At 36.7% G+C, this 13,488-nt stretch carries 7 protein-coding genes and 1 pseudogene; all 8 read left to right on the forward strand.

What is annotated here, in order from left to right:
* Positions 1-5: 5 nt before the first annotated feature.
* The 8 genes and pseudogenes from pcaDC (at position 6) to ACM55M_RS16500 (ending at position 13,307) form a co-directional block, all read left to right on the forward strand.
* On the forward strand, positions 6-1,130 hold the full coding sequence (gene pcaDC, locus ACM55M_RS16460) for a bifunctional 3-oxoadipate enol-lactonase/4-carboxymuconolactone decarboxylase PcaDC (protein WP_465245436.1): 1,125 nt from the start codon (positions 6-8) through the stop codon (positions 1,128-1,130).
* A 20-nt stretch (positions 1,131-1,150) separates the two neighbouring features.
* Entirely contained in the window at positions 1,151-2,341 is a 1,191-nt protein-coding gene (locus ACM55M_RS16470) for a 4-hydroxybenzoate 3-monooxygenase (RefSeq protein ID WP_416858772.1), read from the forward strand.
* A gap of 55 nt (positions 2,342-2,396) precedes the next feature.
* Positions 2,397-3,743, forward strand: a complete 1,347-nt coding sequence (locus ACM55M_RS16475) for a 3-oxoacid CoA-transferase (RefSeq protein WP_416858773.1) — start codon at positions 2,397-2,399, stop codon at positions 3,741-3,743.
* Positions 3,744-3,749: 6 nt separating this feature from the next.
* Positions 3,750-4,967 (forward strand): 3-oxoadipyl-CoA thiolase, encoded by a 1,218-nt coding sequence (gene pcaF / locus ACM55M_RS16480; RefSeq protein WP_416858774.1) that lies wholly within the window; start codon positions 3,750-3,752, stop codon positions 4,965-4,967.
* A 59-nt stretch (positions 4,968-5,026) separates the two neighbouring features.
* Positions 5,027-7,321 (forward strand): annotated as a pseudogene (locus ACM55M_RS16485) (NADP-dependent malic enzyme).
* A gap of 321 nt (positions 7,322-7,642) precedes the next feature.
* Positions 7,643-8,674, forward strand: coding sequence for a GntR family transcriptional regulator (locus tag ACM55M_RS16490; RefSeq protein WP_416858775.1), 1,032 nt, complete (start codon positions 7,643-7,645; stop codon positions 8,672-8,674).
* Positions 8,675-8,684: 10 nt separating this feature from the next.
* Positions 8,685-9,575, forward strand: a complete 891-nt coding sequence (locus ACM55M_RS16495; protein WP_416858776.1) for a LysR family transcriptional regulator — start codon at positions 8,685-8,687, stop codon at positions 9,573-9,575.
* A gap of 372 nt (positions 9,576-9,947) precedes the next feature.
* Positions 9,948-13,307, forward strand: coding sequence for a glycosyl hydrolase (locus tag ACM55M_RS16500; RefSeq protein WP_416858777.1), 3,360 nt, complete (start codon positions 9,948-9,950; stop codon positions 13,305-13,307).
* The last annotated feature ends 181 nt before the right edge of the window (positions 13,308-13,488 follow it).

Genomic DNA, 13,488 nt, shown 5'->3' on the forward strand with positions numbered 1-13,488 from the left:
CAGAGATGAAAACAAATTATAAAATAACGGGAACGCCAAACAGCCCGGTTTTAGTTTTTTCTAATTCCTTGGGTACCGATATGGGAATGTGGGAGGAATTGGTTCCTTTCTTATTGCCTTATTTTCGAGTGTTGCAATACGATACTCGCGGACACGGTGGAAGTGAAGTTACTGAAAATCCTTATACGATTGATATATTGGGAAATGACGTTGTTGACTTATTAAATGAGTTGAAGATAGAAAAGGCATATTTCTGCGGCCTTTCGATGGGTGGATTAATTGGACAATGGCTCGGAATTCATCATCCTAATAGAATTATAAAATTGATTATAAGTAATACTGATTCTAAAATTGGAACAACGGAAACTTGGAACGAGAGAATCAATACCATCACCAAGGATGGAATGCAAGCTATAGTAGATGGGACTATGGAGCGCTGGTTTACCGATGATTTCAGAAAATATAATCCAAATAGAATTGCTGAAATTAAAGCTGTTTTTCTTAAAAATAATGCTCTTGGGTATGCCAATAGTTGCGCTGCGGTAAGAGATGGTGATTTCAGAAAACATTTGCATAAAATAACCACTGAAACGTTAATAATTACTGGAAATGAAGATGAAGTTACCAATGTTGCACAAGCCGAAGAATTGGTGAAAAACATCCCAAATGCAAGTCTGAAAGTACTTCCTGCACGTCATTTATCAAGCACGGAACTTCCAGAAGAATATGCTGAAATACTCATCGATTTTATTGTGGGGGAAAGCACTTTCGAAAAAGGAATGCACGTAAGACGAACTGTTTTGGGAGATGCACATGTTAATAAAGCGAATGAAAACTTAAATGAATTTAATGGGGAATTTCAAAAATTTATCTCCAATTATGCTTGGGGCGAAATTTGGACCCGACCGGGATTATCAAAACACAATCGAAGTCTGATAACTATTGCCATGCTAATTGCCTTAAACCGAAAAGCAGAATTGCAAATGCACATCAAAGCGGCTTTCAATAATGGGGTTTCTAAAAACGAAATCAAAGAAGTGATTATGCAATCCGCTTTGTATTGTGGCTTACCGGCTGCCAATGAAGCTATCCATACTGCAGAAGACGTATTTAGAGAAAATAAAAAATAGACCAAAAGACATTTAAAAAAATGAAAAATATCAAAACTCAGGTTGGCATCATCGGTGCTGGCCCGGCCGGACTTACGCTTGCAATTTGGCTTAAAAAAAATGGAATTGAAGCCGTAATCATTGAACGTCAAAGCCGTACCTATATAGAATCTCGTGTGAGAGCAGGATTGTTGGAACAAAATACAGTAGACATTTTTAAAGATTTAGGTGTAGCTGATCGTCTTGTGGAAGAAGGATTAGAGCATCATGGTGTTTATTTAAGTTTTAATGGAAAACGAGTAAGAGTCCCTTTTGACGAACTTACCGGTGGTCGAAAAATTACTATTTATGGTCAGCAAGAAGTAGTAAAAGATCTTACTGAGGCTTGGCTTTCTTCAGGCGGGAAAATATATTTTGAAGCACAAGCGGAAAAAATTGAAGATTTCGAAACCAATAACCCGAAAATTTACTTTGAACATGAAGGAGAACAAGGCAGAATTGATTGTGATTTTGCGATGGCTTGTGACGGATTTCATGGTTTGGGCAGAAAGACATTGCCTAAAGAAAGCTATAAAGAATTTACGCACACCTATCCTTTTAGTTGGTTGGGAATTCTTGCCCATGTTGCTCCATCATCCGAAGAACTGATTTATGCCTATCATGAAAATGGTTTTGCACTTTCTAGTCTTCGTTCGGAAGAAGTGAGCCGTTTGTACCTTCAAGTTGATAATGATGATACGCTGGAAAACTGGACTGACGAACGCATTTGGGAAGAATTGGCAATTCGTTTGGGAACTGAAGGATGGGAATTGAAATCAGGACCTATTTTTGAAAAAAGCATAACACCAATGCGCGGTTACATGATTGATAATTTGCAATATGGAAGATTGTTTTTGGCAGGTGATTCGGCTCATATAGTCCCGCCAACAGGAGGAAAAGGGCTTAATTTAGCTGTTGCTGATGTGAAGCATTTAGTGGATGGATTGGTTGATTTTTACAAAAATAATACAATGGAAGCGTTGGATGGTTATACTAAAACAGCTCTAAAACGAATTTGGCGTGCGCAGGATTTTTCGAATTTTATGACTGCTCTTTTCCATAAACAAGAAGAGCACGGTTCTTTTCAATACAGCATGCAACAAGCTAAATTTGATTATATAGCTATTTCTGAAGCATATGCTACGACCATTGCCGAGAATTATGTAGGATTGCCTTTTGAAGCTTTCGAATAAAAATTTTGACTTCAAAATCACATTCCATTTATAAAATTATTTTACAAAAAAAGAAATGAAACAAGTCCCTATTATAGATTTACACACGGCCGCCAAAATGGTGAAAGACGGTGATACACTGCTTCAAGGTGGTTTTGGAATGACAGGAAACCCTGTTCATTTGATGCATGCACTTGCCGAAATTGGTACAAAAAACTTAACTTTTATCGGTAATAATACTGGTGAAGCAGGTCTTGGAGGAGGGCGTTTGTTGCGAAATGGACAGCTTAAAAAGATGATTGGTTCTTTTTTTACGTCTAATCCAGATGCTGTAAAAGCAGCGCAAACGGGACAGGTCGAATACGAACTGTTGCCTCAAGGAACGCTTGCTGAAGCGATTCGGGCGGGTGGTGCAGGAATAGGAGGTTTTTATACGCCAACATCCGCAGGGACATTAATTGCCGAGGGTAGAGAAACCAAAATAATTGATGATGTAGAACAGGTTTTTATCAAAGGAATTCGGGGGAATGTAGCCTTTATTCGGGCTTGGAGAGCAGATACCGCCGGGAATTTGCAATACCGAATGACCGAAAACAACTTCAATAAAGCCATGGCAACTGCTGCTGATTTGGTCATTGCCGAAGTCGAAGAAATTGTTCCCGTAGGTGAAATTTTACCGGAATTTGTTCATACACAGGGGTGTTTTGTAGATTATTTGGTCGAAGCCAAAATCACTTTGGAAGACTTAGGAAGTTCAGCTTCTGTTTCGACTTCTAAAAAAGTAGATGAAAGCCGAATGAATATGGCGAAACGGGCTTTGACAGAATTAAAAAAAGGAGATGTGGTAAATTTAGGAATCGGAATTCCAACATTAGTTGCTGATTTGATAACTGATGAACACGGGATTATTCTGCATACCGAAAACGGAATGCTAGGCGTAGGCCCAGTTCCCACTGACGGTGGTGGTGCCATGGATTATCCTGTAAATGCGGGTAAAATACCCGTTACGGCACTTAAAGGAAGCAGCTATTTTGATAGTGCTGATTCCTTTGCGATGATTCGGGGTGGGCATGTGGATACTGCGATTATGGGTGGTTTAGAAGTGGACGAATTTGCAAATCTTGCCAATTGGGCTGTTCCTGGGAAACCTTTATTGGGTGTTGGCGGCGCAATGGATTTGGCCAAAGGAGCCAAACGATTAATCATCACCATGACACATTCGAATCCTGATGGTTCTTCTAAGATTGTCCCCAAATGTATATTGCCGTTAACTGCATCGGATGTTGTGGATTTAGTGATAACTGATTTGGCAGTTTTTTCTTTTGACGAAGGGAAACTAACCTTAATCGAAATTATGCCGGGAAGCTCTCTTGAAGAAGTACGCGCTAAAACGAGTGCAAAATTTATAGAAAAATTAAAGTAGAAAATCATGAATCAATCCTATATCATAGATGCAATCCGAACGCCGATAGGGAGTTTTGGAGGAAGTTTATCCACCGTAAGAGCGGATGATTTGGCGGCATTAACCATCCAAGAATTAGTAAAAAGAAACCCGAATATTCCTGTTGAAATGATTGACGAGGTGATTTTGGGAAACCATAATCAGGCTGGGGAAGACAATAGAAATGTGGCTCGAATGGCTACTTTATTGGCAGGTTTGCCTTTTACGGTTCCGGCTCAAACGGTCAATCGCCTTTGTGCTTCGGGGATGTCAGCGGTTATTGATGCCTCCCGCAGTATTCAGGTTGGTGATGCTGATATTATGATTGCAGGCGGAATGGAGCATATGACCCGTAGTCCTTGGGTTATTTCCAAGACTTCGAAGCCTTTTGGGAATGATGCCAAGATGTTTGATTCCAGTTTTGGATGGCGTTTTGTAAATCCTAAGATGGACGCCATGTACGGCACGGATGCGATGGGAATCACGGCGGAAAATTTAGTCGACATGTACAGCATAAGTAGAGAGGACCAGGATTTATTTGCCTATAATTCACAACAAAAAGCATTTGCTGCACAACAAAACGGACGATTTGATGAAGAAATAATTGCAGTAGAACTGACAGATAAAAAAGGAATTGTTACTGTGTTTTCTAAAGATGAGTTCATAAAAGGAAATACTTCTCTGGAAAAATTAGCGACTTTAAGAGCGGCTTTCAAGAAAGATTCAGGAAGTGTAACAGCGGGTAATGCAGCGGGTCTTAATGATGGTTCGGCGGCATTATTTTTAGCTTCTGAAAAAGCGATAAAACAATACAATCTGAAACCATTAGCCAGAATTGTTTCTTCGGCAATAGTAGGTGTAGAACCTAGAATAATGGGAATTGGACCTGTAAGCGCTACTCAAAAAGCACTTCAAAAAGCAGGATTAACATTGGATGATATTGATATTATAGAATTGAATGAGGCTTTTGCAGCCCAAGCCTTGGCCTGTACCAGAGCATTAGGATTAACGGATAATGACGCAAGAGTCAATCCAAATGGAGGAGCCATTGCACTTGGTCATCCGTTAGGAATGTCAGGAACTCGTTTGATTCAAACTGCCGCAATCGAACTTCAAAAACAAAATAAAAGATATGCATTGTGTACGATGTGCATTGGTGTGGGAATGGGGTATGCCGTGATTATCGAAAATGTGAATGTAAAATAGTTATTAAAAGAAATTTGCCTATTTAATTTTAAAGAATGCACTACTAAATAATACCAATTATGAGTAACGAAAAATTAAGAAGTGAAGCTTTGGCTTACCATGCCAAACCACAACCCGGAAAGATAAAAATTGTACCAACAAAACCATATGCTACCCAACGAGATTTGGGATTAGCGTATTCGCCAGGAGTGGCAGAACCTTGCTTAGAGATACATAAAAATAAGGATGATGTTTATAAATATACTGCAAAAGGAAATCTTGTTGCGGTAATTACCAATGGTACAGCCGTTTTGGGATTAGGGGATATTGGACCTGAAGCTTCAAAGCCGGTAATGGAAGGTAAGTGCTTGTTGTTTAAGATTTTTGCTGATATTGATAGTATTGATATCGAATTGGATACTAAAGATATCGACAAGTTTATCGAAACTGTAAAAATTATGGCTCCTACTTTTGGAGGAATCAATTTGGAAGACATCAAAGCACCGGAAGCTTTCGAAATCGAAAGACGATTAAAAGAAGAATTGGATATTCCGGTTATGCACGATGATCAACACGGAACGGCTATAATATCGGCAGCAGCCTTGTTGAATGCATTAGAAATAACCAAGAAAAAAATAGAAGAAGTCCGCATCGTAATCAGTGGTGCCGGCGCTGCCGCAGTTTCTTGTACCAAATTATACAAAGCTTTTGGCGCCAGTGCCAAGAATATCGTAATGCTTGATAGCAAAGGAGTCATTCGAAGTGACAGAGAAAATTTATCAGCCGAAAAGCTAGAATTTGCTACGGACAGAAAGATAGATACGCTGGAAGAAGCGATGGTGGATGCCGATGTTTTTATAGGACTTTCGATTGCTGATGTGGTAAATCCAGCGATGTTACTTGCTATGGCAAAAGATCCTATTGTTTTTGCAATGGCGAATCCAGATCCTGAAATTGCGTATGATTTGGCGGTAAGCACCCGAAAAGATATTATTATGGCAACCGGTCGTTCGGATCATCCGAATCAGGTGAATAATGTGTTGGGATTTCCATTTATTTTTAGAGGCGCACTGGATGTTAGGGCGACTAAAATCAATGAGTAAATGAAAATGGCGGCTGTGAAAGCTTTGGCCGATTTGACTAGAGAAGCAGTTCCGGAGCAAGTGAATATCGCTTATGGCGAAACCCGTCTTACTTTTGGAAGGGATTATATTATTCCAAAACCATTTGACCCCAGATTAATTTCGTCAATTCCTCCGGCTGTCGCCAAAGCGGCTATGGAAAGTGGTGTTGCCAAAATGCCTATTGAAGACTGGGACAAGTATAGAGAAGAATTGTTGCAGCGTTCCGGGAATGATAATAAAGTGGTGCGTATGCTGCACAGCCGAGCCAGAATGAATACCAAGAAAATAGTTTTTGCTGAAGCAGACCATTTGGATGTGTTGAAAGCAGCCCAAATTGTTTCTGACGAAGGAATTGCAGAGCCGATATTATTGGGGAATAGAGAAACGATACTAGAATTAAAAAAGGAAATCGAATTTGATGCCGATGTGTTAATAATTGATACAAATGCTGAAGAATCGTATGAAATGAGAAATCAATATGCCACTAAATTCTGGAATAACAGAAAGAGAAGTGGTGTGACGCTTTACGGTGCCCAAATAAAAATGAGGTCGCGCAATTATTTTGGTGCGATGATGGTACTTGAAGGAGACGCAGGCGGAATGATATCAGGCTATTCCAGAGCCTATCCTACGGTGGTTAAACCAATATTTGAAGTTATAGGAAAAGCTTCGAATGTGAAAAAAGTAGCTACCGTAAATATTTTGACGACCGAAAGAGGTCCTATGTTTTTAGCAGATACTGCAATAAATATTGATCCTACTGCCGAAGAATTGGCTGATATTGCCCAAATGACAGCTAATGTAGCCACCACTTTTGGTTTTGATCCAGTTATGGCGATGTTGTCGTATTCTAATTTTGGTTCTTCCATACATCCTCATGCCACTAAAGTAAGAGCAGCAGTTGAAATTTTACACGCTAAAAAACCGGATTTAGTTGTGGATGGAGATATACAATCTGATTTTGCTTTGAATACAGACTTGCTGCAAAGTAAATTTCCGTTTTCTAAATTGGCAGGTAAAAAAGTAAATACCTTAATTTTTCCAAATTTAGAATCGGCAAATATTACGTATAAATTAATGAAAGAACTGAATAAGTCGGATTCTATTGGTCCCATAATTATGGGACTTAGTAAATCAGTTCATATTCTTCAATTAGGAGCAAGCGTAAATGAAATCGTTAATATGACTGCTGTAGCGGTGATTGATGTACAGGAAAGAGAGAAAAGAAAGAAAGCAAAATTGAATGTTTAACAAGAAGATTTTTTTGAAGACAATTTAGTTTTGATTCTAAATATTAAATTAAACCTCAAGAATTTTCTTGAGGTTCCTTGTAAGTTTTTAATTAAAATTTTATATTTTTTTATTCATTGTGTTAAAAAAACACAATGAATAAATTGAATTTAATAATAAATGTATTAAATTCGATTTTTAAAATAATTTTACCTAGAATTTAAATAAAGTGCTTAAGAATTAACAGTAAAATTTATTTTCTCATTGAAATTACCTTTTCAATTTGAGTCTTATAAATTCTACGAAATCGAGATGATTCAAAAAACACGAAAATAAACTCGCATGAAAAAAATATCAAAAATTGATAGCCTCAGAATTGATGAGTTTTCTGCTACACCAAAGTACCAGCAGTTAGTCAATGCTGTGTTGAACGCTATAAAGCAAGGGATTCTTAAAAAAGGGGATTCGATGCCATCTATCAATGAGTTGAGTTTTCAATACGAAATATCTAGGGTTACGATAGAAAAAGGATATAATAAGTTACGTAAAATGGGTATTTTAGAAGCTTTTCATGGAAAAGGCTACTTTATTGCCAATACAGATGTTTCGCAAGATTTAAAAATATTCTTGATGTTCAATAAATTAAGTGCGCATAAGAAAATTATTTACGATGCTTTTGTGGATACTTTAGGAGAGAAAGCAGCTATTGATTTTTATATTTATAATAATGATTATGGGTTATTCAAGAAACTGTTAAACCAACAAAAAAATGAGTATACCCATTATGTTATTATTCCCCATTTTATTGAAAAATCAGAAGGATATCAAGTATTGATTGAGGAAATACCAAAAGAAAAATTAATCATAGTAGGTAAAAAAATTGAAGGAATTACGGGAAACTATGGCGCCGTTTATGAGAATTTTGAAGAAGATATTTACAACGCACTCAGTAAAGCCTTACTACCCTTGAGTAAATACCATACCTTAAAATTGATTTTTCCGGAAAATAGTTATTTTCCTAAAGAGATCGTAAAAGGCTTTGAAAACTTTTGTTACAGTTATGCTTTTAATTATAAAATTGTTCACGATTTAGATCTTGAAGAAGTAAACGAAGGAGAAGTGTACATCAATTTGATGGAAGAAGATTTAGTTAAAATTCTTGATAAAATTATAACGCTGAACTTAACTGTAGGGGAACAGGTGGGAGTAATTTCGTATAATGAAACGCCTTTGAAAAAATTCATCATGAATGGGCTCACAACAATCTCTACTGATTTTTCAATAATGGGAAAATCGGCGGCGCAATTAGTGTTAAATTCCTCCAAAGAACACATCGAAAATCCATTTGAACTGGTGCTTAGAGGCTCTTTATAATAGAATAATAATGGAATTACGTAAATTAAAATCGTTTCTGGTAGTTGCTAAAGAACTGCATTTTGGTAAAGCTGCTGAAAAATTGAATATTACTCAACCTGCCTTAACCCATCAAATTAAGCAATTGGAAAGTGAGTTGGGTTTTGAACTTTTTGACAAAGCAAAACGGGTTAATAATAGAAAAGTAGAACTTACTGAAGCAGGTACTTATTTAGTGAAAGAAGTAAGTCGCGTAATTGAACTTCTTGACCGAACAATAAAAAACGCCAAAATCAATAGTGAAAAAAGGAAACAATTAAAACTGGGGATCCCTAAAATTTGCCTCGTAAATGAGGTGATGGAGGTTTTAAAAAATCTTCAATTGAAATTTCCGGATACCACTTTTAAAATAATAGAATATTCTTCCGTGACATCCGTCCAAGAAGCATTGTTCAAGGAAAATATTGATATAGGGATTACTACTTTTCCTCTTGTTTTTAAAGGTTTGGATTATCAAATTTTTAAAAATGAATTCCTGAATGTTATTATGCCTAAAAAACACCCTTTGGCAAAATACCAAAAAATAAAAATAGAACAGCTTCGAAATGACAAATGGATAGAGTTAGCTAAAGATTTATGTCCTCCAAGTTTAGATGATGTAGAGGTGTATTGTCGAAATGCAGGTTTCTCCAGAGATGCAAATATTGTTCAGGAAGTTTCCAATATAGAATTGTTGGTGGGGTTAGTGCAAACAGGAATTGGAATAGCCGTTTTTCCTTCGCATTATCCAATACATTCAGGAGAAATTGTTTCTAAAGAGTTATTATTTTCAGAAAACAGCCGATTAAAAGTAACAAAAATACTTGCCTTCAAAGAAACACTTAGTCAAGAATACCAGCAAACAATAAAAAATGCTTGGTAAATAAATCAACTTTAGAATCAATTTTCAAGTAGTTTTTATCTGTAAAATAATAGCGTAATGTATTTAGTTTTTTTTAACTAATTCTTCGACTTTAGAAGATTTTTTTTATTTATAAATTTTTAAACTTTACACATTACGATAAGTAAATTTTATTAAATAAATTAATAAAATGTATTAAAAAAAGACTTGTGATAACGATTGAGTAGGACAGTTAAGTTTTTGATAATTCCTTAATTTACAATCAACAACATTATTAGTAGTCTCTTTAAAATGAAAGTACTTTTCAATATTAAAAAGTAAAATCTTAAAAGAAATCTGCAATTGATTGGTATCTCTAAAAAATAAAATAATTTCAATATATAAATTAAACATATGAAAAAACATTCTGGACTAATAGCAGTATTTTCTTTAGTATTGGCTTGTTGCACTAGTTATGCACAAGATAATAAAGAGGCCTTATTGAAGGGGTTTGCTGTACCTCCAAATTCTGCTAAGCCTCGTGTATGGTGGCATTGGATGCATGGTAATATCTCTAAAGAAGGTATTGCCAAAGATTTGTTGTGGATGAACCGAATAGGTATTGGAGGTTTCATGAATTTTGATGCTGCCATGGCCACGCCACAAATTGTGAATAAGCGGTTAACATATATGACGCCAGAGTGGAAGGATGCTTTTCAGTTTACGACTAAATTAGCGGATTCTTTAAAACTGGAAATGGCAATTGCCGGTTCACCAGGATGGAGTGAAAGCGGAGGACCTTGGGTTTCTGCAAAAGATGGAATGAAAAAACTGGTTTGGAGTGAAATCCGTGTTAAAGGAGGGAAACCATTTAAAGGTGTTTTACCAAAAGCGCCAACTGCTACAGGAATTTTTCAGAATTCACCGATGAATAAATCACTGGAAGAAGGTCTAACTGGTGGAGATGCAGTTGCTCCACCCGAATTTTTTCAGGATATTACTGTGTTGGCTTATAAATTACTAGAAACAGACGTTAACTTTATTGATTTAAAACCAAAGGTTACTTCAAGTGGTGGTAATTTTACAATCAATCAACTTGCAGATGGAGATTTGGCCACGACGGTTTTGTTACCTTCTACAAAAAACGACGAAAGTGCTTGGATTCAGTTTGCTTTTGAAAAACCAGAAACCTTTAAAGGAATAACCATTGTTGGTGGTGGAGATAAAGGTCCTTTTGGATTGTTAGGTGATAAATTGGATACTCGTAGTTTAGAAGTGAGTGATGATGGAATTCATTTTAAACAAATAACATTTATTCCTGCTGGTGGATTGATACAACAAACTATTTCAATTCCTGAAACTTCAGCTAAGTTTTTCAGGGTTACGTTTAAAAATCCGCCTCCTATTTTTAGTTTTGCAGCGATGATGGGGTCAAATGAAGCTCCAAAACCTTCGCCAGGAACGGATGTTGCCGAAATTGTTTTGCATAGCGCCACAAAAATTGATCGATTTGAAGAGAAAGCAGCTTTTGCAGCTGTTACAAATATCGACGTAAAGAGTACTCCAAATACTTTGGATGTTATTGCACCAGAAAATATTATTGATTTATCAGGCAAATTGAATGCGGATGGTACCTTAAACTGGACTCCACCTGCAGGGAATTGGAAAATTGTGCGTTTTGGATATTCATTATTGGGAATAACCAATCATCCGGCTTCACCGGAAGCAACTGGTTTAGAAGTAGACAAATTAGATCCTGTTGCCATAAAAGCGTATTTTCAAAATTATCTCGATCAATACAAAAGCGCTACTGGAGGCTTAATGGGAGATAAAGGCGGTTTACAATACATTGTTACCGATAGTTGGGAAGCTGGAGCGCAAAACTGGACGAAAAATTTACCGGCTGAGTTTGCCAAAAGAAGAGGATATAGTTTATTGCCATGGTTACCAGTGTTAACGGGGCAAATTATTAAAAGTTCTGAAGCAAGTGAAAAATTCCTATGGGATTATCGCAAAACATTAAGTGAAATGGTATCTGAATATCATTATGATCAGTTGACTACCTTATTACATGAGCGTGGTATGAAGCGTTATTCTGAATCTCACGAAAATGGTCGTGCCTTAATTGCAGACGGTATGGAAGTAAAACGAAATGCCGATATTCCTATGGGAGCAATGTGGACTCCCGGTAGCATAGGAGGAGATGGTAAGACCTTTAATGTAGATATTAGAGAATCAGCTTCGGTAGCCCATATTTATGGACAAAATTTAGTAGCAGCCGAATCGCTAACAGCAATTGGAAATGCATTTGCTTTTTCACCGGAACGATTGAAACCAACTGCCGATATGGAATTAGCCAGCGGATTGAACCGATTTGTAATTCATACTTCGGTACATCAACCTACGGATGACCATTTCCCAGGATTAGGACTTGGCCCATTCGGACAATGGTTTACCCGTCATGAAACTTGGGCAGAGCAAGCAACAGCCTGGACAAAATATTTGGCAAGAAGTTCCTATCTGCTTCAACAAGGGAAATTTGTAGCCGATATTATCTATTATTACGGAGAAGATAATAATATTACGTCGCTTTTTGGTAAAAAACAGCCTAATATTCCTGTAGGTTATAATTATGATTTTGTTAATGCCGATGCATTACTGAATGTACTTGCTGTAAAAGAGGGGCAAATTGTTACTCCTAGCGGAATGCACTATAAAGTATTGGCATTGGATGCCAATAGCAAACAAATGACATTGAAAGTTGCCAATAAAATTAGCGAATTGGTTAATGCAGGAGCTATTGTTGTGGGGCCAAAACCAACAGGGTCACCAAGCTTAAACGATGATAAAACTGCTTTTAATACGATTGTAGATGAGTTATGGGGTGTTGACAACACAGTAAAAACTATTGGAAATGGAAAAGTATATACAGGCGAAAGTATCGAAAAAGTTTTAACCGCATTACAAGTTAAACCTGATTTTGAATATACTAAACCACATACCGATACGCAATTATTATATGTTCACCGTGAATTACCGGAGCAGGAATTGTATTGGGTGAATAACCGCAATGATAGAACTGAAAATGTAGAAGCTACTTTTAGAGTTTCTGGAAAAACGGTTGAAATTTGGCATCCTGAAACAGGAAAAACGGAACCAGGTTCGTATTCATTTGCAGATGGACGTACTAAAGTAGCTTTGCATTTAGCACCTAATGACGCTGTATTTGTTGTCTTTAAAGACAATACCACTACAACAGCTCAAATTTTACCAGCTGTAATGGAAACAAAATTAGCCGCTATCGAAGGGAACTGGAATTTGAGTTTCCAAAAAGAACGAGGAGCACCTTCGGATATTACTATTGATAAACTGGCTTCATGGACAGAAAGTTCAGATACTGGAGTGAAGTATTATTCAGGAACAGGAACCTATTCGAAAATAATTGATGCGCCAAAAAACTGGTTTAAAAATCAAGGACAATTATGGATAGACCTAGGGGATGTAAAAAACCTTGCCGAAGTTATCGTTAATGGGAAATCATTAGGAATTGTTTGGAAACAACCTTTTAGAGTAGATGCAACAGGGGTTTTGAAACCAGGAAAAAACACATTGGAAATTAAAGTGACTAACCTTTGGGTAAACCGATTAATAGGTGACATGCAACCAGATGTAAAAAATAAGATAACGTATACTACGATGCCATTTTACAAAGCTGACGCTCCATTGTTGCCGTCAGGGTTACTAAGTACTGTGACTATCTTATCAGTGAAATAAAAACATCCTGTACGGCTGATTTAAATTATTTAGAGTTCAATTTTAAAAGAGGTGAAACCAAAACGCAATCGTTTGGTTTTGTCTCTTTTTTATTGTTTAAAACATTGTTGAACAAGTGTTTTTTATAGTAAGGCTTTAATTAATCCTGTTTCACCTCTCTTTTATTTTAATGGGTAGTAAT

It is taken from the genome of Flavobacterium galactosi, assembly GCF_048158585.1.
In the GTDB taxonomy this organism is placed as follows: Bacteria; Bacteroidota; Bacteroidia; order Flavobacteriales; family Flavobacteriaceae; genus Flavobacterium; species Flavobacterium galactosi.

Bases quoted from the DNA above. Each gene is read 5' to 3' on its own strand.
- ACM55M_RS16490 (WP_416858775.1), top strand. From the start codon at position 7,643: ATGAAAAAAATATCAAAAATTGATAGCCTCAGAATTGATGAGTTTTCT.
- ACM55M_RS16470 (WP_416858772.1), top strand. From the start codon at position 1,151: ATGAAAAATATCAAAACTCAGGTTGGCATCATCGGTGCTGGCCCGGCC.
- ACM55M_RS16495 (WP_416858776.1), top strand. From the start codon at position 8,685: ATGGAATTACGTAAATTAAAATCGTTTCTGGTAGTTGCTAAAGAACTG.
- pcaDC (WP_465245436.1), top strand. From the start codon at position 6: ATGAAAACAAATTATAAAATAACGGGAACGCCAAACAGCCCGGTTTTA.
- ACM55M_RS16500 (WP_416858777.1), top strand. From the start codon at position 9,948: ATGAAAAAACATTCTGGACTAATAGCAGTATTTTCTTTAGTATTGGCT.
- pcaF (WP_416858774.1), top strand. From the start codon at position 3,750: ATGAATCAATCCTATATCATAGATGCAATCCGAACGCCGATAGGGAGT.
- ACM55M_RS16475 (WP_416858773.1), top strand. From the start codon at position 2,397: ATGAAACAAGTCCCTATTATAGATTTACACACGGCCGCCAAAATGGTG.